Annotated in this window: 17 protein-coding genes; 3 read left to right on the top strand and 14 right to left on the bottom strand. The window is 71.8% G+C overall.

Annotated features, from left to right (window positions below; genetic code table 11):
- Positions 1–113: 113 nt before the first annotated feature.
- The 5 genes from ACFWJX_RS02030 to ACFWJX_RS02010 all read right to left on the bottom strand — a co-directional run bounded on the left by ACFWJX_RS02030 (position 114) and on the right by ACFWJX_RS02010 (position 9,662).
- Complete coding sequence (locus ACFWJX_RS02030) at positions 114–4,331, bottom strand: molybdopterin-dependent oxidoreductase (protein WP_383235388.1); 4,218 nt, start codon at positions 4,329–4,331, stop codon at positions 114–116.
- Positions 4,332–4,769: 438 nt separating this feature from the next.
- Entirely contained in the window at positions 4,770–5,279 is a 510-nt protein-coding gene (locus ACFWJX_RS02025) for an O-acetyl-ADP-ribose deacetylase (protein WP_383235385.1), read from the bottom strand.
- A gap of 74 nt (positions 5,280–5,353) precedes the next feature.
- On the bottom strand, positions 5,354–6,766 hold the full coding sequence (locus ACFWJX_RS02020; protein ID WP_383235382.1) for a phytoene desaturase family protein: 1,413 nt from the start codon (positions 6,764–6,766) through the stop codon (positions 5,354–5,356).
- A gap of 141 nt (positions 6,767–6,907) precedes the next feature.
- Positions 6,908–7,756 (bottom strand): inositol monophosphatase family protein, encoded by an 849-nt coding sequence (locus tag ACFWJX_RS02015; RefSeq protein WP_383235379.1) that lies wholly within the window; start codon positions 7,754–7,756, stop codon positions 6,908–6,910.
- Between the two features lie 118 nt (positions 7,757–7,874).
- Positions 7,875–9,662, bottom strand: a complete 1,788-nt coding sequence (locus ACFWJX_RS02010) for a gamma-glutamyltransferase family protein (protein WP_383235917.1) — start codon at positions 9,660–9,662, stop codon at positions 7,875–7,877.
- Positions 9,663–9,898: 236 nt separating this feature from the next.
- On the opposite strand from ACFWJX_RS02010, the gene ACFWJX_RS02005 reads away from it, so the two are divergent.
- The 3 genes from ACFWJX_RS02005 (at position 9,899) to ACFWJX_RS01995 (ending at position 11,520) form a co-directional block, all read left to right on the top strand.
- Positions 9,899–10,093: a DUF2795 domain-containing protein gene (locus ACFWJX_RS02005; RefSeq protein WP_383235376.1), complete on the top strand. Its 195-nt coding sequence runs from the start codon at positions 9,899–9,901 to the stop codon at positions 10,091–10,093.
- Positions 10,094–10,242: 149 nt separating this feature from the next.
- On the top strand, positions 10,243–10,656 hold the full coding sequence (locus tag ACFWJX_RS02000) for an SRPBCC family protein (RefSeq protein ID WP_383235373.1): 414 nt from the start codon (positions 10,243–10,245) through the stop codon (positions 10,654–10,656).
- 198 nt (positions 10,657–10,854) lie between these two features.
- Positions 10,855–11,520 carry a hypothetical protein gene (locus ACFWJX_RS01995; protein WP_383235370.1) on the top strand — a complete coding sequence of 222 codons (666 nt, stop codon included), beginning with the start codon at positions 10,855–10,857 and terminating at the stop codon, positions 11,518–11,520.
- A gap of 96 nt (positions 11,521–11,616) precedes the next feature.
- Here ACFWJX_RS01995 and ACFWJX_RS01990 read toward each other — a convergent pair whose 3' ends face one another.
- The 9 genes from ACFWJX_RS01990 to ACFWJX_RS01950 all read right to left on the bottom strand — a co-directional run bounded on the left by ACFWJX_RS01990 (position 11,617) and on the right by ACFWJX_RS01950 (position 23,058).
- Entirely contained in the window at positions 11,617–13,143 is a 1,527-nt protein-coding gene (locus ACFWJX_RS01990) for an NCS1 family nucleobase:cation symporter-1 (protein WP_383235367.1), read from the bottom strand.
- 155 nt (positions 13,144–13,298) lie between these two features.
- Positions 13,299–14,318 (bottom strand): TIGR03842 family LLM class F420-dependent oxidoreductase, encoded by a 1,020-nt coding sequence (locus ACFWJX_RS01985; protein WP_383235364.1) that lies wholly within the window; start codon positions 14,316–14,318, stop codon positions 13,299–13,301.
- A 10-nt stretch (positions 14,319–14,328) separates the two neighbouring features.
- Positions 14,329–15,729 carry a dihydropyrimidinase gene (gene hydA, locus ACFWJX_RS01980; protein WP_383235361.1) on the bottom strand — a complete coding sequence of 467 codons (1,401 nt, stop codon included), beginning with the start codon at positions 15,727–15,729 and terminating at the stop codon, positions 14,329–14,331.
- Between the two features lie 154 nt (positions 15,730–15,883).
- The gene (locus ACFWJX_RS01975; protein ID WP_383235358.1) at positions 15,884–16,726 is read right to left on the bottom strand and encodes a nitrilase-related carbon-nitrogen hydrolase; all 843 of its coding nucleotides are present in this window, start codon (positions 16,724–16,726) and stop codon (positions 15,884–15,886) included.
- A gap of 268 nt (positions 16,727–16,994) precedes the next feature.
- Complete coding sequence (locus ACFWJX_RS01970; protein ID WP_383235356.1) at positions 16,995–18,581, bottom strand: PucR family transcriptional regulator; 1,587 nt, start codon at positions 18,579–18,581, stop codon at positions 16,995–16,997.
- 58 nt (positions 18,582–18,639) lie between these two features.
- On the bottom strand, positions 18,640–19,923 hold the full coding sequence (locus ACFWJX_RS01965) for an aspartate aminotransferase family protein (RefSeq protein WP_383235353.1): 1,284 nt from the start codon (positions 19,921–19,923) through the stop codon (positions 18,640–18,642).
- The gene (locus ACFWJX_RS01960) at positions 19,920–20,762 is read right to left on the bottom strand and encodes a nitrilase-related carbon-nitrogen hydrolase (RefSeq protein ID WP_383235350.1); all 843 of its coding nucleotides are present in this window, start codon (positions 20,760–20,762) and stop codon (positions 19,920–19,922) included. Before ACFWJX_RS01960 ends, ACFWJX_RS01965 begins: the two co-directional genes overlap by 4 nt.
- Before the next feature lie 184 nt (positions 20,763–20,946).
- On the bottom strand, positions 20,947–22,578 hold the full coding sequence (locus tag ACFWJX_RS01955; protein ID WP_383235347.1) for a hypothetical protein: 1,632 nt from the start codon (positions 22,576–22,578) through the stop codon (positions 20,947–20,949).
- Between the two features lie 354 nt (positions 22,579–22,932).
- Positions 22,933–23,058: a hypothetical protein gene (locus ACFWJX_RS01950; protein ID WP_383235344.1), complete on the bottom strand. Its 126-nt coding sequence runs from the start codon at positions 23,056–23,058 to the stop codon at positions 22,933–22,935.
- Positions 23,059–23,137 lie beyond the last annotated feature (79 nt).

Raw genomic sequence — 23,137 nt, 5'->3', positions numbered from 1 at the left:
CAGATCTTGTCCGTTACTGTTGAGAAACCGAACAGGGGCGCGCCGAAGTTGGCCGAATATCAACTCAACTCGGCGCAACGTGACTTGACGAGGATCACCGTGGGTGACGACCGTCAGTAGACGTCCCGTACATACCGTTTGTCGGCGGCCAACTGCTTGACGTACGCCGCCGCCTCCGCCTCCCCCAGACCGCCGTGGACGACGGCGATGTCGCGCAGGGCCTGGTCGACGTCCCTGGCCATGCGGGAGGCATCCCCGCAGACGTAGAAGTGGGCGCCGTCCCGCAGCCAGGACCACAGTTGGGAGCCGTGCTCCCGCATCCTGTCCTGCACATAGATCTTGGCGCGCTGGTCGCGGGAGAAAGCGGTGTCCAGGCGTTCCAGGGTGCCGTCGGCGAGCAGGGCGGTCAGTTCCTCCTCGTAGTAGAAGTCGGTTGCCCGCTGCTGCTCACCGAAGAACAGCCAGTTCGGTCCCCGGTGGCCGCGGGCCCGCCGCTCCTCCAGGAAGCCGACGAAGGGCGCCACCCCGGTGCCGGGCCCCACCATCACCATCGGCGTCGCCGGATCGGCGGGCGGCCGGAAGTGCGGCGAGCGCTGCACGTGCACCGGCACCTCGGTGCCCGGCCCGGCGTCGGCGAGGAAGGGCGAACAGACGCCCTGCCGGGGGCGGCCGGCCAGGTTCTCGTAACGCACTACGGAAACGGTGAGCGAAACGAGGTGGGGGTCGGTGAGCGGGCTCGACGATATGGAGTACAGGCGCGGCTGGAGCCGTCCGAGCACCTCGACCCACTCCTGCGCCCCGGCCCGCACCCCGAACTCGGCGGCCACGTCCACGGCCTGCCGCCCCCAGGACCATTTCGCCAGCTCGCCCTTGTTGTCCGGGCGCAGCAGCTTGCGCAGTTCACGCGGGTCGCGGATGCGGTCGGCGGTGAAACGCAGCAGGGCGGGGGTGATCCGGGTGATGTCGAGGTGGCGCAGCAGTGCCTCGTCGAGGCCGACCTCGCCGACACCGTTCAGCCGCACCCGCGCAGGCGCGTCGAGACCGGTTGCTACCAGCCATTCCGCCACCAGCTCAGGCGAGTTGAGAGGACGTACGCCGAGGGCGTCGCCGGCCTCGTAGACGAGCGGGGTCTCGCTGTCGCGGGTGTCGAAGGTGAAGCGGCGTACCTCCTTGCCGGAACCCGGCAGACTCAGCAACCGGTTGCCGACCAGGCGGGCGGTGACGGCAGCGGGGCGCCCCGACCGCCGCGTGCCTGCGACGACGGACGGCGAAGGCGCGGCCGGTGCGGCGGGCGCGAGCTGCACGGCCGCCGACACGGGTCGTACCGTCTCCCCGGCTCCCGCCGCTCCCCCGCCCGCCTCGGGCTCCGCCTCCTTGAGCGCGGTGAGCACCTGGTCCAGCCAGGCGTCCGCCTGCGGCTCGTAGTCCGGTTCGCAGTCCGTGCGGGGCGCCAGCCGTACGGCGCCCAGCTCGTCCATGCGGTGGTCCAGTCGGCGTCCGTGTCCGCAGAAGTCGTCGTAGGAGGAGTCGCCGAGGGCGAGGACGGCGTAGCGGCGGCCGGTCAGGCGTCCGGCGTCCAGGTCGGCCAGGCCGTCCCAGAAACCGGCGCCGTTGTCGGGGGCGTCGCCGTCGCCGAAGGTGCTGGTGATCAGCAGGAGATCGGCGTCGGAGGGCAGCGCGGCGGGGTCGGCCTCGTCCATGGCGACGAGGGAGGCGGTGTGACCGCCCGCCACGACCCGGTCGGCGGTGGCGGCGGCGACCTCCTCGGCGTTGCCGGTCTGGGAGGCCCACAGGATCACCACCCGGCGTCCAGCGGGCCGCTGCGGCGCGCTGCGGGTACCGGTACCCGCACCGGTGTCGGCACGGGAGTACATCCCGGCGAGGGTGCCGTTGACCCAGAGGGCGTGCTCGGTGCTGAAGGGCGCGTCCGGCGGCAGGACCGGCACGCCGGGCGCACCGGCCGGGATCCCGGCGAGGAACCCGACCAGATACTGCCGTTCCCGCTCGGTCAGGACGGGCGGCGGGGCGGGTTCCAGACCGAACACGGCGGCGGCCGTGGAAGCAGCGGGGTCGGAGACGGAGAGAGGCGAGGTCGCGGCAGCGGGGTGGACCGCGGTCGGTTCGACGGCCGGAGTCCGCGCCGGGGAGGTGCCGGGTATCTGCACGCTCACCGGCGTGGACACCTTGCTCAGCGACACCGCGCACACCTTCAGCTCCGGCTGGAAGGACAGCGGGTCGACGGCGTCGCTGGTCACGGCGTTGACGCTGAGGTACTCGCCGAACAGGTCGTTCCAGTGGAAGGGCGCGAAGCAGGAACCGGGCAGGACCCGGTCGGTGACGACGGCGGGCAGCACCGCCCGGCCGCGCCGCGAGGCGACCTCCACCGAGTCGCCGTCGGCGATGCCGAGCCCGGCCGCGTCCTCGGGGTGCACCTCGACGAAGGGGCCCGGATCGAGCTTGTTGAGCTTGGCCACCTTCGCCGTCTTGGTCAGCGTGTGCCACTGGTGCTGGAGCCGGCCGGTGTTGAGCACGAACGGGTAGTCGTCGTCCGGCATCTCGGCGGGCGGGACATGCGGCCGGGGGTGGAAGACGGCACGGCCGCTCGGGGTGGGGAAGGTGAGCGAGCCGTCCTCTTCGACGTACCGGACGGGGTTGCGGTCGGGGCCGTCGGCGGTGGCGGCCGGCCACTGAACAGGGGTGGCGCGCAGCCGCTCGTAGGTCACTCCGCGCAGGTCGTAGCCGGTCTGCGGGTTGTGGAAGCGCTTGATCTCCTCGAAGATCTGCTCGGCGCTGTCGTACGAGAAACCGTTCTCGTAACCCATCGCGCGGGCGACGGCCGCGATCAGCCGCCAGTCGGCCGTGGCCTCGCCGGGCGGGTCGGCGGCGGGCCGGGCGAGGGTGAGGTTGCGCTCGCTGTTGACGAGGACGCCCTCGGACTCGGTCCACAGCGCGGCGGGCAGGACAACGTCGGCGTAAGCGTTTGTCTCGGTTTCCGAGAAGACGTCCTGCGCGACGACGAACTCGGCGGCCTCCAGGCCCTCGATGACCGTGCGGCGGTTGGCCACGGAGGCGACGGGGTTGGTGCAGATGATCCAGCAGGCCTTGATGTCGCCGTCGGCCATCTTCTGGAACATCTCGACGGTTCCCTTGCCGACGCCGTCGGCGCGGATCGTGCCGGGCTCCAGCCCCCACTGGTCCTCGACGAAGGCCCGGTCGGCGTCGACGAGCACGGACCGCTGTCCGGGCAGGCCGGGTCCCATGTAACCCATCTCACGGCCGCCCATCGCGTTGGGCTGGCCGGTGAGGGAGAAGGGGCCGCTGCCGGGGCGGCAGATCTTGCCGGTGGCGAGGTGGAGGTTGACCAGCGCGTTGGTGTTCCAGGTGCCGTGCGTGGACTGGTTCAGGCCCATCGTCCAGCAACTGGTCCACTCCCCGGCCTCGCCGATCAGCCGGGCCGCCTCGCGCAGGTCGGCCTCGGGGATGCCGGTGATGTGGGAAACGGTTGCCGGCGGGTAGTCGGCGAGGAACTCCGGCATCGCCTCCCAGCCCTCGGTGTACGCGGCCATGAAGGCGGGGTCGGTGTGCCCGTTCTCGTGCAGGAGGTGGAGGAGGCCGTTGAGCAGGGCGAGGTCGGTGCCCGGCCTGACCTGCAGGAACAGGTCGGCCTTGGCGGCGGTGGCGGTGCGGCGCGGGTCGACGACGATCAGTTTGGCGCCCGCCTTGACCCGGTCCATCATCCGCAGGAAGAGGATCGGATGGCAGTCGGCCATGTTGGAACCGATGACGAGAAAGACGTCCGCCCGGTCGAGGTCCTCGTACGAGCCCGGCGGCCCGTCCGCGCCCAGAGACAGTTTGTAACCGGTTCCCGCGCTCGCCATGCACAGCCGCGAGTTGGACTCGATCTGGTTGCTGCGTAGGTAACCCTTTACCAGCTTGTTCGCGAGGTACTGCGCTTCGAGGCTCATCTGGCCGGAGACGTAGAGGGCGACCGCGTCGGGGCCGTGCTCGTCGACGATCGCCCGTAGCCGGCGGGCGGTCTCGGCAACGGCCGCGTCGACGGGTGTCGGCTCGGGTTCCTCGCCGCGGTCCGGGCGGACCAGGGCGGTGATGAGCCGGCCCGGTGCGGCGAGCAGGTCTGCGGTGGTCGCGCCCTTGGTGCACAGCCGGCCGAGGTTCGCCGGGTGCTCCTTGTCGCCGGACGCCTTCAGGACCGTACGGCGTCCGTCCGGGCCGCGGCCGACGTCGAGGACCAGGCCGCAGCCGACACCGCAGTACGAGCAGACCGTGCGCACCTTCGTCGTGCTGTCGGTCCGCGGGTCCGGCAGGGCCACGGGCGCCCCCTTCTTTCTGACGATCGGCCTGGTGAGAGCCGCTGCGAGCCTTCTGCGACGGTACGAACCGTGCATTACACAGGTGTCTCCCGGACCGGCCGCCGGGGGTTAATCCCGGCGCACAGCAGTCGGAGGGCGAATGTGAGCGGGTTGCCGTACGGCGGCCTGTACGAGGGTCCCCGCCGGGCACCGGACGCGGTCCGCGGCAGCCTGAGCCGCGTTCGGGGCGTCCTGCCGAGTCACCGCCAGGGTACGCGCCGCGGCCCGCGGGGAGCCCTCGGCCCCGACCGATCACGGCCCGCGCGCACGAAGAGCGAGGCCGGCCGCGGCAGGCGAGCCCCCGGCAACGAGCTCGTGGCGGCCGTCACCGGCGGTGGTGGGTGTGGTGGCGTCGGGGTGCGGTCCCCTGGAACGGTTCGAGGAGCCGGCGGTTCTCCCTCAGACCGGTCGTGCGGCGAACGCCGTGTACGCCTGCTCGTCGAAGAGGACGAACCTGATCTCCTCGACGGCGGTCGGCGTCGCCCGTACGGTCTCCACGGCGATCCGTGCGGCGTCGTCCAGGGGCCAGCCGTAGATGCCGGCGGACACGGCGGGGAAGGCGACCGTGCGGGCGCCCAGCTCGTCGGCGACGCGCAGCGACTCGCGGTAGCAGGAGGCCAGCAGCTCCGAGCGGTCCTCCTCGGTGCTGTAGCGGGGGCCGACGGTGTGGATCACCCAGCGGGCGGGGAGCCGGCCGGCGGTGGTGGCGACCGCCTGGCCGGTGCGCAGGCCTCTGCCGTAGTGGGAGGCGCGCAGTTTGCGGCAGTCCTCGAGGATGGCGGGTCCGCCGCGGCGGTGGATGGCGCCGTCGACGCCGCCGCCGCCCAGCAGTGAGGAGTTCGCGGCGTTGACGACGGCGTCCACGGCCTGCGCGGTGATGTCGCCCCGCACGAAGGTGATGGCGGTCATGACGGTTGCCCTCTCTCAGCGAACCCTGTGGCCCTGTGACGACGGCGCTGCGGCTGCTATGGCCGCTATGGCTGCTATGGCTGCTGCCGCAACTTCCGCCAGACCGCCTTGGCCGCGTTGTGTCCCGACATGCCGTGGACGCCGGGGCCGGGCGGGGTGGCCGAGGAGCAGATGAAGACGGCCGGGTGCGGGGTGGAGTACGGGAACAGGGAGAGCCTGGGGCGCAGCAGGAGCTGGAGGCCGGAGGCCGCGCCGGTGCCGATGTCGCCGCCGACGTAGTTGGCGTTGCGGGCGGCGAGTTCGGCGGGGCCGGCGACGGCGCGGGCGAGGACGCGGTCGCGGAACCCCGGCGCGAAGCGCTCCAGTTGGCGTTCCATGGTGTCGGTGAGGTCGCCGGTCCAGCCGTTGGGTACATGGGCGTACGCCCAGAAGACGTGCTTGCCGGCCGGGGCGCGGGTGGGGTCGACGACCCCGGGCTGCACCGTGATCATGAACGGCTTCTCCGGTGGGCGGCCCTGCCGGGAGGCGGCGCGCAGGGCGGCGCCGATCTCCGCGCTGTCCGCGCCGACCTGGACCGTGGTGGCGCGACGGGCCTCCTCGGCGGTCCAGGGGACCGGGCCGTCGAGCGCGTAGTCGATCTTGTAGACGCCGGCGCCGTACCTGTAGCGCTCGTAATAGCGGCCGAGGCCGGCGATGCGGGCGAGGGCGGTGGGCGAGGTGTCGAAGACATAGGCGCGGGCCGGGGGAAGGTCGTCGAGGCGCTTGACCTCGTAGTCGGTGTGGATGGCGCCGCCGAGGTCCTTCAGATAGCCGGCCAGGGCGTCCGAGACGGCCTGGGAGCCGCCGCGGGCCACCGGCCAGCCGCGGGCGTGCCCGGCGAGCGCGAAGACCAGGCCGACCGCGCCGGTGGCGAAGCCGCCGAGGGGGGCCATGACGTGGGCGACGAGTCCGGCGAAGAGGGTCTTGGCCTTCTCGTCGCGGAAGCGGCGGGTCAGCCAGGTGGACGGGGGCAGGCCGACCAGGCCGAAGCGGGCGAGGGTGACCGGGTCGCGCGGCAGGGCCGTCAGCGGCAGGGACATGAAGTCCCGGGCCAGTGCGTCCCACCTGGGCAGGAACGGTTCGACGAGCCTGCGGTACGCGCCCGCGTCACGGGGGCCGAAGGAGGCGGCCGTCTCGGCGACCGAACGGGACAGCACGGCCGCGCTGCCGTCGGGGAAGGGGTGTGCCATGGCCAGCTCGGAGTGCAGCCATTCGAGGCCGTACCGCTCGAGGGGCAGAGCGCGGAACGCGGGTGAGTTGATGCCCAGGGGGTGCGCGGCGGAGCACGGGTCGTGGCGGAAGCCGGGGAGGGTGAGCTCCTCGGTGCGGGCGCCCCCGCCCACCGTGTCCCTGGCCTCGAAGAGGGCCACGGAGAAGCCGCGCCGGGCCAGCTCCACGGCGGCGGTCAGGCCGTTCGGCCCCGCTCCCACCACGACGACATCGAGCATCGACGACACCTGGACCCCTTCGTCGGCCGGCGGCCTCCGGGCTCAGGATATGCCGGGGGTACGACAGCGTCGGCGGCGCGGTGGAACTGGGCGTGGGACGTGCGCGCGGGGCATGGGTGCGGGCGTGAACGCGGGCAGGGGTCAGGGGCGTGTGCCGGACAGCAGGCCCGTCACCCGCCGTGCCGTCGCCGCGTCCCGGGCTGCCGTGAACGGCAGGGTGTTGCCGCCCGTGATCCTGAACGGCTCGCCGGTGACGGTGAGATGGGCGCCGCCCGCCTCCTCGACCAGCAGCAGGCCCGCCGCGTGGTCCCAGGCGGCCTCCCAGGAGAAGGCCGTGGCGTCCAACTCGCCCCGGGCTATGGCGAGATACTCCAGACCGGCCGAGCCGCACGGGCGTGGGGCGACGCCGTCCGTCCGCAGGCCGAGCAGGGCGCGCTTCTGGTCGTCGGTGGTGTAGTCGGGGTGGGAGGTCGCCACCATGAGGTCGCGGCCGGGAGCGGGCGGACCGGCGAACAGCCGCTCGCCGTCCAGGAAGGCGCCGCCGCCGCGCACGGCGGTGGCCAGTTGGTCGCGGACGGGGGCGTACGTCCAGGAGGCCAGCACGACGCCGTGCAGGGCGAGCGCGACCAGGGTGCAGAAGCCGTCGTCGCCGTGGACGAACTGCCGTGTGCCGTCGACCGGGTCCACGATCCACACCGGGGCGTCGCCCTGTATCGCCTCGTAACTGGCCGGGTTGGCGTGCACCGCCTCCTCGCCGACGACGACCGAGCCGGGCAGCAGGGCGGCGAGGGCCTCGGTGAGATACAGCTCCGCGTTGCGGTCGGCATCCGTGACCAGGTCGTGCGGCCCGGCCTTCTGATCCACCTCGTGCGCGGCGAGCTGCCGGAAGCGCGGCATGATCTCCGCGGCGGCGGCCTTGCGGACCGCTTCCTCCACATCACCGGCGTGGCGGGCGAGAAACTCGTCGATGGTTTCCGTGTCTCCGATCATGTCTCCATGAGAACACGCCCCACTGACAATTCCCGCCCCGCCGGTGCACACCGGGTGGAATCGGGATGAAGATGAAGAGGAGACGGAAGCACCCTTCCCCCCTTCCCCACCCCCTTCCTCAGCGCCCCACCGCGTACCCCTGCATCCCCCGTGGGTTCGCCGCCGCCGACAGGATTCCGGTCTCCGGATCGCGGGCGACCGCACACAGGCGGCCCTCGGACCACGCGTCGGCGACGGCCACGTCATGGCCGCGCCCGCGCAGGTCCTCGACGACGGGGTGCGGCATGCGGGACTCCACGGTCACGCTGCCCGGCCGCATGCCGCGCGGGTAGAAGGAGCCGGGGAAGGCGTCGTTGTGCCAGTTCGGGGCGTCGATCGCGCCTTGGAGGTCGAGGCCGCCGCGCACGCGCGCGCGAAGGGCGACGGCGAGGAGGAAGTGCAGCTGCCACTGGTCCTGCTGGTCGCCGCCGGGGGTGCCGAAGGCGAGGACCGGGACGCCGTGGCGCAGGGCGAGCGAGGGCGTGAGGGTCGTGCGGGGGCGGCGGCCGGGGGTGAGGGAGTTCGGCAGGCCCTCCTCCAGCCAGGTCATCTGCAGCCGGGTGCCGAGCGGGAAGCCCAGCTCGGGCACGACCGGGTTGGACTGGAGCCAGCCGCCGCTGGGTGTGGCCGCGACCATGTTGCCCCAGCGGTCGACGACGTCGAGGTGGCAGGTGTCGCCGCGGGTGGCCCCGTCCGCGGCGGTCTCCGGCTCCCCCGGCACCGGCGACGTCGGACGCTTCGCGACGGTCGGCTCACCGGCGCCCATGGGGCTGAAGCCGGGCTCGTCCGTGGCCACCACGCGCGCGTGGGCGCTCAGCCGGGGCTCGCGTCCGCCGGGGCTGCCCGGCCGCAGCTCGTACGACGCCTTGTCGCCGATCAGCGCGCGCCGGCCGGCGTTGTACGGCGCCGAGAGCAGCTCGCCGAGCGGGACCTCGGCCGCGTCGCCGTACCAGGCCTCCCGGTCGGCCATGGCGAGCTTGCAGCCCTCGACGAGGAGGTGGACGTAGTCGGCGGAGCCGTGGGCGGGCAGCTCGGGCGGGAGGAGGGCGAGCTGCTGGAGGAGGACCGGGCCCTGGCTCCAGGGGCCTGCCTTGCAGACGGTCCAGCCGTTCCAGTCGTACGTCGCCGGCGCCTCGTAGGTCGCGGACCAGCCGGCGAGGTCGGCGGCCGTGAGCGTGCCGGTGTGGTGCGCGCCGCTGGTGTCCAGGGTGGGGCGCTGTGCCTGGCGGACGAGGGCCTCGGCGATGAATCCGGTCCGCCAGACCTCCCGCGCCGCCTCGATACGGGCCTCCCGTCCGCCCGCGCCGGCGGTCTCGGCGAGGAGCCGCTTCCAGGTGGCGGCGAGAGCGGGGTTGCGCAGCAGGCGGCCGGGGCGGGGCGCCTCGCCGCCGGGCAGGTAGACGTCCGCCGAGGAGGTCCACTCGGTCTCGAACAGCGCGCGTACGGTCTCGACGGTCGCGCCGACGTTCTCCACAGGCGCGTGCCCGTGCTCGGCGTACCCGATGGCGTACGTGAGGACGTCGTCGAGGGACTTGGTGCCGTGGTCGCGCAGCAGGAGCATCCAGGCGTCGAAGGCGCCGGGGACGGCTGCCGCGAGGGGGCCGGTGCCGGGGACGAGGTCCAGTCCGAGGCCCCGGTAGTGGGCGACGGTCGCGCCGGCCGGGGCGACGCCCTGCCCGCACAGCACGCGCACCGCGCCGCCCGCGGGGGCGAGCAGGACGGGGACCTCGCCGGCGGGGCCGTTGAGGTGGGGTTCGACGACGTGCAGCACGAAGGCTCCGGCCACGGCGGCGTCGTAGGCGTTGCCGCCGTCCTCCAGGACGGCCATCGCCGACTGGGAGGCCAGCCAGTGGGTGGAGGACACCATGCCGAAGGTGCCCTGGAGCGTGGGCCGGGTGGTGAACGGCACTTCTCACCTCTTCGTCGACGTGACAGCCGGTCGGATCAGCGCCCCGGATCGTACCCCCGGCCGCCGCGGCGCGAACCGCCCGCGCGCTTCGGTCCGGCCGTCGATCTCGCCGGCCGATTTCCGCTCCCGGCGCTGGGTACCCGGGAGCATCCACGCGCGGGTCCGCCTGCGCCGACGTACGTCAGGAGGCTGCCATGGCCGACATGAGCCCGATCGATGTGCAGAAGGCACTGAAGGGCGCCGAATACCCCGCCAGCCGCGACGACCTCGTCTCCCTGGCCCGCGACAACGGCGCCGACGAGAAGGTCGTCGACAAGCTGTCGCACGCGGGGACGAAGAAGTTCGACGGTCCTAACGACGTGCAGAAGGCCATCTTCGGCAACGACTAGGGGCCACCGCGTCGACACGCCCGCCGAGGTCGCGGGCCGGCCCAGTGGCTCGCCGCGCGGCCCCGGCGGACGGTGCGGCCCGACCTCGCGTCCGGGCCGGCCGGACGCGCGATCCGCTGTACGTACCCGAGCCGAGGACGGTACCGACGATGACCGAGTACGAACGTTCACGCACCATGCCCGCACCGCCCGAGCGCGTCTTCGACCGGGCCGCCGACTTCGGCCGGATGGACGCCTGGCTGCCGGACGCCCTGCACGTCGAAGCCGGGGACCTGCCCGCCGTCACGGTGCACGAGGACCGTACCGACGAGGACACCTCGGCCCTGTTGCGCGCGCGGCGCGAGCAGATGCGGCTGGAATGGGGCACCCGCGACCAGGGCAGCTACACGGGTTGGCTCCAGGTGGCCGGCATCGGCAGCGACACCAGCGAGGTGACGGTGCATCTGTCGTTCTTCGACGCCGGGCACGATCCGGGCGAGAAGGCCGTGAGCGAGGCCCTGGACACCAGCCTGCGGCGTCTCGAGGAGCAGGTGCGGCGGCCTACGGACCGTACGGCCGGCTGACCGGGGAGCGGGCCTGCCGACGCCTGGGGAGCATCCAGGGCAGGGCGTGCCGCCCGCCGTGGCGGGAAATCCGCGCTCCCCTGTCACCGCGCCACCACGGAGCGAGTTCGGCCTTTCGCCCCACAGGCAGTCGTGTGAAACTGGCGTCCCCGTCCGCATCGTGGACCTCGTCCGCACCGTCCCCCACGAAAGTGCGCCGTGCGTTCTCTGCCACTGCCGCTCGCCCTCACCGCGCGACTGACCCCGGTCATCGTGCTCGCCTGCGCGGGCTGGGCGATGTCGTCCGGTCCGACCGACTCAGCGAAGGACACCGCGGCCAAGGACACGCAGAAGCCCCGCTCCGAGTCGTCCGCGCCGTCCTCGACGGCGGTGACGAAGACGTACGGCGCCGCGCCCGCGCCCTGCACGAGTGTGGCCGCCAAGACGGTGAGTTCGCTGGTGCCGGCGGCGAAGACGGCGGGCAAGGAGATTCCGTCGACGGACACCTCCCTGCGCCGCACCTGCTCCTGGAACGCCCTCAAGGGGTACGAGTACCGCTGGCTGGACGTCTCTTTCGAGCTGACGGAGTCCGACGAGGCCGCCGCCACCTCGTACAAGGAGCGCACCACGGAGAAGGGCGGCGGCGGGGCCGTTCCGGGGCTCGGGGACGAGGGCTACTCGGTGGTGAACCTGACCACGGAGGACAAGCAGCAGACCCGTGAGGGCACCGTGATCGCGCGCGTTTCGAATGCGCTTGTCGTCGTTACCTACAACGGCAGCGACTTCGAGTCGAAGAAGGCTCCGAGCACGGACGAGATCAACAAGGGTGCGATCAAGGCGGCGAAGGAAGCGGTTGCTTCGTTGAAGGCCGCCGCGGTGAACTGAGGCTGCCCGGGAGCAGGCTGCCCCGGAACCGGAACCGGAACAGGGCGGTGGCGGGGTTCTCTCACCCGCCACCGCCCTGCCGTCGTTCCTCCTGTGTCACACGGTGGCCTCGTCACGTCCTCTCAGCAGCATCAGCGCCAGGTAGAGCGCCATCGAGGTGCCCAGACCCACCGCCCAGCCGTAGTCGGCCAGCGGCTCCAGCGCCTCGACGGGACGGCCGTCGATCAGCGGCGCGAAGCTCGCGCCGCCGACGGCGAGGACACCGCCCACCACGAAGGCGACGACAGCCCGCCAGTTCCAGCCGGCGGTGTACCAGTAACGGCCGCCCGTCCGGTACAGGTCGGTCAGGTCGAGCTTGCCGCGGCGCAGGATCCAGTAGTCGGCGATGAGGATGCCGGCGACCGTGCCGAGCAGACCGCCGACCAGGCCGAGCCAGGTGAAGATGTAGCCCTCCGGGTCGGAGTACAGCTTCCAGGGGAAGATCAGCACACCGAGCACGCAGGTGACGAGCGCACCGGTGCGGAAACTGATTCTCCGGGGCGCGATGTTGGAGAAGTCGAAGGCCGGCGAGACCAGGTTGGCCGCGATGTTCACGGACAGGGTCGCCACCAGCACGGTCACCAGCGCGAACAGCAGGCCCACGACGTTGTCCGTCTTCGCGGCGAGCTGTACCGGATCCCAGATCGTCTCGCCGTACACGGCCTGTGAACCGGAGGTGACCATCACCGACAGGAGCGCGAAGAGCGTCATCGTCGTGGGCAGGCCGAGGGCCTGTCCCCAGGTCTGCGCTTTCTGCGACTTTCCGTACCGCGTGAAGTCGGGGATGTTCAGCGACAGCGTCGACCAGAAGCCGATCATGCCCATGAGGGACGGCCAGAACAGCTTCCAGAAGTCGGCGCCCCAGCCGAGCTTGGAGGGCTGGTCGAGCAGCGGGCCGAAACCGCCTGCCTTGTTGCTCATCCAGATCAGCATCACGAGCGCGCCGACGAGGACGAAGGGCGCCGCCCAGTTCTCGAAGCGGCGGATCGTCTCCATGCCCCGGTAGATGATCGCGACCTGGAGCGCCCAGAAGATCGCGAACGACAGCCACATGGTCCAGGGGTGGCCGCCGAACCGACCGGCCTCGCTCCAGCCGTTGCCGATCAGCTTTCCGGCCAGGAAGTAGATCGCCTCGCCGCCGATCCAGGTCTGGATGCCGAACCAGCCGCACGCCACCAACGCCCGTACGACAGCGGGGAGGTTGGCGCCGCGGATGCCGAAGGAGGCGCGGGCGAAGACCGGGAAGGGGATGCCGTACTTCGGTCCCGCGTGCCCGGTGAGCAGCATCGGCACCAGCACGATCAGGTTGGCGAGGGCGATGGTGAACACCGCCTGCTTCCAGTCCATGCCGACGGCGATCAGGCCGGAGGCGAGGGTCCACGAGGCCGTGTTGTGGGCCATGCCGACCCAGAGCGCGGAGAAGTTGTACGTGGTCCAGGTGCGCTTCTCGACGGGGACCGGCAGCAGGTCCTCGTTGGCGTAGGGGCCACTGGGCGGCGGCGAACCAGGGGCGATCTCCACCCGGCCGTCGGCGAGGGTGACTTGTGAGGTCGGCGGTATGGCCGTGGGAGCGGTGTCGGTCATGGGCAGGCCAATCGAACGAGGTGGGACGGGAGAGGCCGTGCGGGCGGTACCGAGGGGGGTGCGCGGGAAGGCGCCCTGGGCCCCCTCCCCGGAACGGCGGGAAGGGGGGTCTGGGGGAGCCGGTAACTGACCGGACATCAACTACCGGCTGCGGTTCAGCTGTTGAGGGCGGGGATCACCTGGGTGCCGTAGGCGTCGATGGTGGCCTCCTGCGCGTCGTGCATGTCGTAGACGGCGAACTGGTCGACGCCCAGCTCGCGCAGCGCGTTCAGCTTCTCGATGTGCTTCTCGACCGGGCCGATGAGGCAGAACCGGTCGACGATATCGTCGGGCACGAACTGGGTGTCCGGGTTGTCGGCGCGGCCGTGGTGCGAGTAGTCGTAGCCCTCGCGTGCCTTGATGTAGTCGGTGAGTTCGTCGGGTACGGCGGCGGAGTGCTCGCCGTACTTGGAGACCAGGTCGGCCACATGGTTGCCGACCATGCCGCCGAACCAGCGGCACTGGTCACGGGCGTGGGCGAGCGCCTCGGGCGAGTCGTCCTCGGTGACGTACGCCGGGGCGGCGACGCAGATCTTCACCTCGGCGGGGTCGCGGCCGGCGGCGACGGCGGCGTCCTTCACGGCCTTGACCATGTACTCGGTGAGGTACAGGTCGGCGAGCTGGAGGATGAACCCGTCGGCCTCCTCGCCGGTCATCTTCAACGCCTTGGGCCCGTACGCGGCCATCCAGACGGGGAGTTCGGCGCCCGGCTTGATCCACGGGAACCTGATCACCGTGCCGCCGAGGTCGGCCTCGTCGCCGCGGCCGAGGGCGCGGATGACCTTCATGGCCTCGCTGATCCGGGCCAGGGTGTTGGGTTTGCGGCCCGCGACGCGCATCGCGGAGTCGCCGCGGCCGATGCCGCACACGGTGCGGTTGCCGAACATGTCGTTGAGGGTGGCGAAGGTGGAGGCGGTGACCTCCCAGGTGCGGGTGCCCGGGTTGGTGACCATCGGTCCGACCGTCAACCTGCTGGTGTTCGAGAGGATCTGACTGTAGATCACGAACGGCTCCTGCCAGAGCACGGCCGAGTCGAAGGTCCATCCGTAGGTGAAGCCGTTGTGCTCGGCCCGTTGCATCAGGCTGATGACCTTCGAGGCCGGCGGGTCGGTCTGCAGGACGAGTCCGAAGTCCATGGCGCCACTCCTAGGTGAGGTACTGACAGGTGGAGCGCGGGGTGTAGACACCGTGACCGGCGCGACCGGTGTACTCCCGCTCGGTGATGACGGGCTCGCCGCGCGAGAGGACCGTCTCGACGCGGCCGGTGATGCGCTTGCCCTCGTACGCCGAGTAGTCGACGTTCATGTGGTGGGTCTCGGCGGAGACGGTCTGCTCGGCGTGCGGGTCGTAGATGACGACGTCCGCGTCGGCGCCCGGGGCGATGGTGCCCTTCTTCGGGTACATGCCGAACATGCGCGCCGGGGTGGCGCAGGCGATCTCGATCCAGCGGCGTCGCGAGATGTGTCCGTCGACGACGGCCTGGTGGAGCAGGTCCATACGGTTCTCGACGCCCGGCAGACCGTTGGGGATCTTGGAGAAGTCGCCCCGGCCCAGCTCCTTCTGGCCCACGAAGCAGAAGGGGCAGTGGTCCGTCGACACCACCTGGAGGTCGTTGGTCCGCAGGCCCTGCCACAGCTTGGCCTGGTGCTCCTTGGGGCGAAGGGGCGTGCTGCACACGTACTTGGAGCCCTCGAAGTCGGGCTCGGCGAGGTTGTCGGTGGACAGGAACAGGTACTGCGGGCAGGTCTCGCCGAAGACGTTCAGACCCTCGTCACGCGCCCGGGCCAGTTCCGCAACCGCTTCCATCGCCGATACGTGCACCACGTAGAGGGGAGCGCCGGCGACCTGCGCGAGTTTGATCGCGCGGTGGGTGGCCTCGGCCTCCAGCAGCGCCTTCCGTACTTCGCCGTGGTAGCGGGGGTCGGTCTCACCGCGCGCCAGCGCCTGCTCGACCAGGACATCGATGGCGATACCGTTTTCCGCGTGCATCATGATCAGGCCGCCGTTCTCGGCGGAGCGCTGCATGGCGCGCAGGATCTGGCCGTCGTCGCTGTAGAAGACGCCCGGATAGGCCATGAACTGCTTGAAGGAGGTCACGCCCTCCTCCACCAGCAGGTCCATCTCCTTGAGCGTCTCCTGGTTCACGTCGGAGACGATCATGTGGAAGGCGTAGTCGATCGCGCAGTTGCCCTCGGCCTTGGCGTGCCAGGCGTCCAGACCCTCGCGCAGGGTGTGGCCGACGCTCTGCACGGCGAAGTCGACGATCGTCGTCGTGCCGCCCCAGGCGGCCGCGCGGGTGCCGGTCTCGAAGGTGTCGGAGGCGAAGGTGCCGCCGAACGGCAGCTCCATGTGGGTGTGGGCGTCGACCCCGCCCGGGATGACGTACTTCCCGGTGGCGTCGACAACCCTCTCGGTGGTCCAGGCCTCGGCGGCCGGGGTACCGGAGGCGGCGAGGGCGACGATACGGCCGTCCTCGATCAGGACGTCGGCGTGGATCTCGTCGGACGCGGTGATGACGAGGCCACCACGGATGACGGTTCGGCTCATGCGTTGACGCTCCGCTGGGTTGTGGTCGGCAGATACGGGTCGTGGGCGACGGGTCGCGTCCCGGGGCCGGGCCGCACAGGGCTCACGGGGACCCCGCCCCGCGCCCCCGGACGAGGGCTTCGCCCCGCACGGGGGACGCGGGGAACCGCACCGGTCAGGGCGCGGTCAGCGGGGGGTAGGCGTCGGGACGGCGGTCCCGGTAGAACTGCCAGCGGTCGCGGACCTCGCGCAGCTTGGCCATGTCCAGGTCGCGGACGACGAGTTCGCTCTCCTTGTCGCTCGCCACCTCGCCGACGAACTGGGCCTCCGGGTCCACGAAGTACGAAGTCCCGTAGAAATCGTTCTCGCCCAGTTCCTCGACGCCGACCCGGTTGATCGCGCCGACGAAGTACTCGTTGGCGACGGCCGCCGCCGGCTGCTCCAGCTGCCAGAGATAGGCGGACAGACCGCGCGAGGTGGCCGACGGGTTGAAGACGATCTCGGCGCCTTCCAGTCCCAGGGCGCGCCAGCCCTCGGGGAAGTGGCGGTCGTAGCAGATGTACACGCCGATCTTGCCCACGGCGGTGTCGAAGACGGGCCAGCCCACGTTGCCGGGGCGGAAGTAGAACTTCTCCCAGAAACCCTTTACCTGCGGGATGTGGTGTTTGCGGTACTTGCCGAGGTACGAGCCGTCCGCGTCGATCACCGCGGCGGTGTTGTAGAGGACGCCGGGCTGCTCCTCCTCGTACATCGGCAGCACCAGGACGATGCCGTGCTCCCTGGCAAGGGCCTGGAAACGCTTGACGATCGGGCCGTCCGGGATCTGCTCGGCGTACTCGTAGAAGGCCGGGTCCTGGACCTGGCAGAAGTACGGTCCGTAGAACAGTTCCTGGAAGCACAGGACCTGTGCACCCTGGGCGGCCGCGTCGCGCACCGCCTGCTCGTGCACCTGGATCATCGACTCCTTGTCGCCGGTCCACGCGGTCTGGAAGACGGCGGCTCGGATCACTCTGCTCATCGGGACCTCCGGTCGCTCGGTGTGCGAGGAGCCTAGGAAGTCCGAAAGCGGGCTTTGAGGTGCACCGTGTCACGTCTGGGGGCGTCCGGCGTGCCACGGTGTCACGACTTCGTCGACGCATGTTTCACCCCCGTTTTCCCAGGTCGTCGCATGTTTCACTCCTGTTGCGCACCGGCTGCGCCGGCCGTCTTCTCCTTGTTGTGCGCCGCGCCTTCCCGCAGGTTGCCGACCGGTCCCACGCCGGTGACACCGGCCGCACCGGCGCGGCTCATGCCTGTTGCGCGTCGTGCGCGAGGAGGGCGATGTGCACCGACGCGGCCTGTTCGAAGTCGTCGAGGTCCACGCCGAGCCGTCCCTGGATCGCCTCCAGCCGCCGGTACAGCGCGGGCCGTGAGACATGGTGGAGCTGGGCGGTACGGGACTTGTTGCGGCCGGTGGCGAGGTAGGTGCGCAGGACGGCCAGCAGATCCTCCCCGGCCGTGCACAGCAGCCCGTCCAGTTCCCGTTCGGCGAAGGCCTGCACGTGCGGGTCGTCCCGCAACAGCCGTATCAGGCCGCGCAGATGGACGTCCCTGAGGCGGACGACGGCCGGGAGGTCGAGGACGGCGGAGGAGTCGGCGACGGCGTCGGCGACGTGCTGGGCCTCGCGCAGCCCGGCGGGCACGTCGTCCCAGGCGGTGCGGGGCGCGGCGGCGGCCACGACGGTGCCGCTCTCCCCGGACTCGGTGCGCAGCCGGGCCGCGAAGTGCGCGGCGAGTGCCTCGGCGTCCTGGTCCCGGGCGAGGCTGAGCAGTACGGCGGTGGCCCCGTCGGCGAGTTCGGCGACCAGCCCGGCCATGCCCAACAGGCGGAGCATTCTTTCCAGTTGGGCGCAGTCGCCGTCGCGGACGACCAGCGGGACGAAGGTGCGCCGGTTGACCGGCAGTCCGGCGGCCCGCGCGCGGGGCAGCAGTTGGCGGGCCGCCACGACGCCGGAGACCAGGTCGGTGAGCAGGCCCTGCGCGGACTGTTCCTCCCAGGAGTGGGCGGTGGCGCCGCCGAGCATGCGGTGCAGGACGAGGGCCTCGGCGGCCCGGTCGGCGAGCAGCCGCCCGCCCGCGGTGTCGCCGCGGTAGCCACAGAGCATGATCTGGCCCCAGCGTTCGCCGCGTCCGCCCAGTTCGGCGCGGATCCAGCCGTCGCCCTCGCTGCCGCCGGCCTGGCGGGCGATGCGTTCCCAGTCGCGCAGCACGTCGTCGACCGCGGACCGCTCCCCGGCGGTGGCCAGGACCCGGTGGGCGAGGTTGGTGACGACGACGGGACAGCCGGTGTGGTGGGCGATCTCGTCGAGCAGGTGCTGCAACGGCGCACCGGCGGTGATCAGTCCGGTGAGCGCGGTGCGTACGGCCTCGGACAGGCTGACGGCGGCGAACTTGCGCCGCACGAGCCGCGACTGGACCTCCTCGGTCAGTTCCGCGAAGGGAGAGGGCCGGTGCAGGACGACCATGGGCAGCCCGCACCGTTCGGCGGCGCGCCGCATCGTGTCCGGCGGGGCGGGGAAGGCCCGGCCGAGACCCAGGACGACGGCGGCGGCCTCGGCGCGGTGCAGCGAGCGGATGTACTCGGCCTGCGCGTTCTCGTCGCCGGCGAGCAGAACTCCGGTGGTGAGGACCATCTCGCCGCCGCTGAGCATCACGCCGACGTCGGCGGCCTCGGCGACGTGCACCCAGCGGACGGGCCGGTCGAGCTGGGCCGCGCCGGCCACCACCTCCGGCTCCCCGGCCAGCACGCGTTCCAGCGCGAGGACCTGACGGACCGACAGGGCGGGCTCCAGGGGCTCGACTGGCCCCCAGTACTCCCGGGTGGTGGTGGTCATGGCGTGGTTCCCTTGCTCAGACGCTGCGTGCGCTCGGGCGCTGCGGCGCGCTCAGGCGCTACTGCGTGCTTCTCAGCGCGCTTTCGAGGATCGCGGCGCCCTCCTCGGCCTCCGCGACGGTGAGGGACAGGGGTGGGGCGATTCGCAGGGCGCTGGTGCTGTGGCCGCCGCCCTTGCCGATCAGCAGGCCCTCGGCGCGGGCGGCCTCCAGGACGGCGGCGGCCCGGTCGGGGTCGGCGTCGTCGGTGCCGGGCCTGGTCAGCTCGATGCCGATCATCAGCCCGCGTCCGCGTACCTCCCGTACGCCCGGGTCCTGGGCGGCGGCGGCCCGCAGCCGTTCGATGAGCAGTCCGCCGACCCGCCGGGCGTTGCCCTGGAGGTCGTGCTCCAGCAGATGGGCCAGGTTGGCGAGGCCGGCGGCCATGGTGACCTGGGTGCCGCCGAAGGTGGAGATGCTGTTGGCGTCGAGGCAGTTCATGATCTCGGAGCGGGCGACGACACCGCCGATGGACATGCCGTTGCCGATGCCCTTGGCGAAGGTGACGATGTCGGGCGGGCCGTTGCGGTCGTGTGCCTGCCAGCCCCAGAAGTGGTCGCCGGTGCGGCCCCAGCCGGTCTGCACCTCGTCGGCGATCCACAGGATCCCGTATGCGTTCAGCACTTCGCGGAATGCCGCATACAGTCCGTCCGGCGGGGACGTGAAGCCGCCGACGCCCTGGACCGGCTCGGCGATCAGGGCGGCGGGCGGCCGGGTGTGACCGAGCAGGTCCTTGAGATCCTCGACGCAGGCCGCGATGAAAGCGGTGTCGTCGAGCGACGCGTACGGGCCGCGGCTGCGCACGCCTCCGTGGACGTACAGCGTCTGGAGCGGGGACAGCGAGGTGGGCGACCAGCCCCGGTTGCCGGTGATGCCGACGGCGCTGAAGGAACGGCCGTGGTAACTGTTGCGCATCGCCAGGATCGTGTTGCTGCGCCGGTAGGTGGTGGCCAGCAGCAGGGCGGTGTCGTTGGCCTCGGTGCCGGAGGTGGTGAAGAAGACGCGGGCGTCCGGAATGGCGCTCAGCCGGGCGATGCGCTCGGCGAGTTCGACCATCGGGCGGTTGAGGTAGAGCGTGGAGGAGTGGACGATCCGTCCGGCCTGCTCGCTCACCGCCTTCGTGACCTCGGGCAGCGCGTGCGCGGTCATGGTCGTGAGGATGCCGCCGAAGAAGTCGAGGTACTTGTTTCCCTGGGCGTCCCACACGTGGCGGCCCTCGCCGTGGGTGATCTCCAGCGGCTGGTCGTAGTAGAGGGCGAGCCAGTCCGGCAGGACCCGGCGGTGGCGGGCGTAGAGGTCGTTCACGGCTGGACCAGCCCTTCGTAGGCGTCGGGGCGGCGGTCGCGGTAGAAGGCCCACGTCTGCCGCACCTCCTCGACCAGGTCGAAGTCGAGGTCGCGGACGAGGAGTTCCTCGTCCTTGTCGTCGGCGGTCCCGCCGACGAACTGTCCGCGCGGGTCGACGAAGTAGGACGTGCCGTAGAAATCGTTGTCGCCGTATTCCTCGACGCCGACCCGGTTGATGGCGGCGACGAAGTACTCGTTGGCGACGGCCGCCGCGGGCTGCTCCAGCTGCCAGAGGTGGGACGAGAGCCCTCGGTGGGTGGCCGACGGGTTGTAGACCAACTGGGCACCGTTGAGGCCGAGCTGGCGCCAGCCCTCCGGGAAGTGGCGGTCGTAGCAGATGTAGACGCCGACCTTGCCGACGGCCGTGTCGAAGACCGGCCAGCCGAGGTTGCCCGGCTTGAAGTAGTACTTCTCCCAGAAACCCTTTACCTGAGGGATGTGGTGTTTGCGGTACTTGCCGAGGTAGGTGCCGTCCGCGTCGATCACGGCCGCGGTGTTGTAGTAGAAACCGGACTGCTCGATCTCGAAGACCGGGACGACGATCACCATGCCCGTCTCGCGGGCCAGCTCCTGCATACGACGCACGGTCGGTCCGTCGGGGACCGGCTCGGCCCAGCGGTAGTGCTCCGGCTCCTGGACCTGACAGAAGTAGGGGGCGTTGAAGACCTCCTGGAAACCGATGATCTTCGCGCCCTGCCGGGCCGCCTCGCGGGCGTGCTCCTCGTGTTTCGCCACCATGGACTCGGTGTCGCCGGTCCAGGTGGCCTGGACCAGAGCGGCACGTACGACGTTGGCCATGAGCTGCTCCTTCGACGGGAAACGTCAGGGCCCTCTACGCCCGTAGACACGGGGCCGTAGAGGGACGAACGTAAGCCTCGGGGACGGGCTTGCCAAGACCATCGTCGTTAACCCGCGGAGTCGATCGCGTTTCACACTCCGGTGGGTGAGTCGCGGGCGTACGGCGTACGGACGGGGGTGCGGGTCAGGTGGTGAAGCCGGCGACGCGCAGGGCGTGGACCAGATCCCAGTGGCGCTCGTCCGAGACGCCGCGGGCGGCCGTCAGCAGCAGCGGGACCAGGAGCTGCGGGTCGGGGGCGACGCTGCGGGCCGCCTCCTCGGGGGTACGGACGCGGACGTAGGCGTCGAGCAGCGCGTGCACCTCGCGGCGGCGCCCGTCGGCCGCCAGGGCGCCGACGGCCTCCCCGATCTCGTCGGCCGGGCGGGCGACGCCCTGGCGCAGGATCTGCTCACCGTCGGCCGTGCGGCCCGCCTCGACCAGGGCGTCCGCCGCGGCGACGAGCCGGTCGGCGGGCAGTGAGGCGGCCTCCCACAGCAGGGTCGTCCAGTCGGCGGTGAGCCCGGAGCGCTGGAGGCCGGCGGCGAGCAGCGGGATGCGGGCGGCGGGCCAGTACGCGAACTCGACGAGCAGCGCGTGCGCCTCGCCGCTGCGGCCCTCGGAGCGGAGCCGGATCAGCCGCTCCACCGCCTCGGCGGTCTCGCGCCGGGCCGCCGTGTCCACCGGCTGGGCGGACGACTCCGGCCGCTGCCGCGGCTCCTCGGCGGCACCGGCGAACCGGGCACCGCGCGGGGTACGGCGCGTGCTCGGCGCGGGCGCCGGCAGCGCGGCCTCAACGGCGGGCGGTACGGCGACCGGGGCGGCCTCCTCGTCGGCCATCCCGGCGAACCGCGCACCGCCCCGGCGGCGTTTGCGCTGCTTGGGGACGGAGGCCGGGGCGGTGTCGTCGGGGGCGTGCCCGTGGGCGGCCGGGTCGGCGAGTGGCCCCTGGCAGGAGTGCGGTTCCTCGCGGGAGTGCGCGCCGGCGTCCCCCGGGTTCCGGACGGGCGAGGTCGGGGCCGCCTCGGGGTGCGGGGACACCGGGGACGTACGGGAGTCGTCGTACGGGGCGTACGGGGATACCTGGGAGGTACGGGGGTCTCCGTACGGGGAGACCTGGGAGGTACGCGGCTCGCCGGGGGCGGGAGCCGGGGACGGCCGGGTGTAACCGTATGTGTCGGTTTCTCCGGGCCGGACCGGCGCGGCCCCGTCGATCCGGCCGCCCCCACCCCCACTCCCACCGGTACCGGCACCACCTGTACCGCCGCCACCACGCCGGTCCAACTCCGAGATGCGGTAGCGGAGTTCGGCACAGCGGGCGGTGGCCCGTTCGTGGTCGTCGTGGGCCCAGGCGAGGTCGAGGCGGATGGCCTCGGCCTCCTCGCGGGTGGTCGCGGCGGCGAGCAGACGGCCCAGTTCGGCCTGCCGGTCGACGGCGTAGCGCTGTTCGCGGAGCATGACGTCGAGCCGGTCCCCCAGGGCGTCGCGGGCGCCGGGCCCGGCGTCGTGGGCGGCGAGAGCGGCGATGTGCAGGGGCCGGGCCCGTTCCGCCTCCTGGGCGGCGACGGGGGTGCCGTGGTTCGCGGCGAGGTCCTGGAGCAGGGCCTCCACGACGTCCCAGGGCGGCACCTCACGGCCGTCGAGGCAGGCCCGCATACCGTCCGGGTCGCGCTGCCAGAAGACCGCGCACCAGCCGGAGCCCTGATCCAGGCGCGCCAGCAGTCCGTCCAGGTAGTTCGCAAACTCCCGCAGCTGCCCTGGGAGTTGATCCAAAGCCATCGCCCAACTCCCGCCGACCGGAACACTCCGGTCCGTAGAAAACACCATGCGTGTTACAGCGCGGATACGAGGAGTTTTCATTGGGGACGCGACGGTCTCCCGCCGCCGTCCCGACGGATGAGCGGAACCGGTTTCCGGTCACCGCGACCAACCACTCACGCGACGCGACCCACCCGACCGACCTGACCGGTCCCCTGCCCGGTCCGCCGCTCCGCCGATATCAGCCGCGCCGGCCTGGGCGGCCGCCACGAGGACGCACCGCGCCGCCGGTTCGTCCAGGGGCAGGCCGAGCGCGCGCGAGGACGGAGACGGAGTCGGTGAAGAAGGCGGGGGGAGCCGGCGCGGGGCCGGCCTTCATCTCGCGAAGCGCTCGGCGGAGATCCCGGCGCTCGCGGCGACCGCGCCGACCGCGGTCATGCGGCGAGCGCCGCGGGTCGCGGGCCGCATCGAGCAGTCCGCCGAGCCGCTCGCCGCGTTCACGACCCGCCTCCGCAGGAAACACTCACAAACGCCTCCGAAACACTCAGAAGCCCTGCGGACTCCTTTAGGCACCTCAGGA

It is taken from the genome of Streptomyces sp. NPDC058335 (assembly GCF_042723915.1).
GTDB lineage: Bacteria > Actinomycetota > Actinomycetes > Streptomycetales > Streptomycetaceae > Streptomyces.
The sequence above is the reverse complement of the archived record's forward strand: the minus strand, read 5'-3'. Positions and strand labels throughout refer to the sequence as shown.

Coding starts and splice junctions, on each gene's coding strand:
- ACFWJX_RS02025 (WP_383235385.1), bottom strand. CDS start 5,279: ATGACCGCCATCACCTTCGTGCGGGGCGACATCACCGCGCAGGCCGTG.
- ACFWJX_RS02020 (WP_383235382.1), bottom strand. CDS start 6,766: ATGCTCGATGTCGTCGTGGTGGGAGCGGGGCCGAACGGCCTGACCGCC.
- ACFWJX_RS02015 (WP_383235379.1), bottom strand. CDS start 7,756: ATGATCGGAGACACGGAAACCATCGACGAGTTTCTCGCCCGCCACGCC.
- ACFWJX_RS02010 (WP_383235917.1), bottom strand. CDS start 9,662: ATGGTGTCCTCCACCCACTGGCTGGCCTCCCAGTCGGCGATGGCCGTC.
- ACFWJX_RS02005 (WP_383235376.1), top strand. CDS start 9,899: ATGGCCGACATGAGCCCGATCGATGTGCAGAAGGCACTGAAGGGCGCC.
- ACFWJX_RS02000 (WP_383235373.1), top strand. CDS start 10,243: ATGACCGAGTACGAACGTTCACGCACCATGCCCGCACCGCCCGAGCGC.
- ACFWJX_RS01990 (WP_383235367.1), bottom strand. CDS start 13,143: ATGACCGACACCGCTCCCACGGCCATACCGCCGACCTCACAAGTCACC.
- ACFWJX_RS01985 (WP_383235364.1), bottom strand. CDS start 14,318: ATGGACTTCGGACTCGTCCTGCAGACCGACCCGCCGGCCTCGAAGGTC.
- hydA (WP_383235361.1), bottom strand. CDS start 15,729: ATGAGCCGAACCGTCATCCGTGGTGGCCTCGTCATCACCGCGTCCGAC.
- ACFWJX_RS01975 (WP_383235358.1), bottom strand. CDS start 16,726: ATGAGCAGAGTGATCCGAGCCGCCGTCTTCCAGACCGCGTGGACCGGC.
- ACFWJX_RS01970 (WP_383235356.1), bottom strand. CDS start 18,581: ATGACCACCACCACCCGGGAGTACTGGGGGCCAGTCGAGCCCCTGGAG.
- ACFWJX_RS01960 (WP_383235350.1), bottom strand. CDS start 20,762: ATGGCCAACGTCGTACGTGCCGCTCTGGTCCAGGCCACCTGGACCGGC.
- ACFWJX_RS01955 (WP_383235347.1), bottom strand. CDS start 22,578: ATGGCTTTGGATCAACTCCCAGGGCAGCTGCGGGAGTTTGCGAACTAC.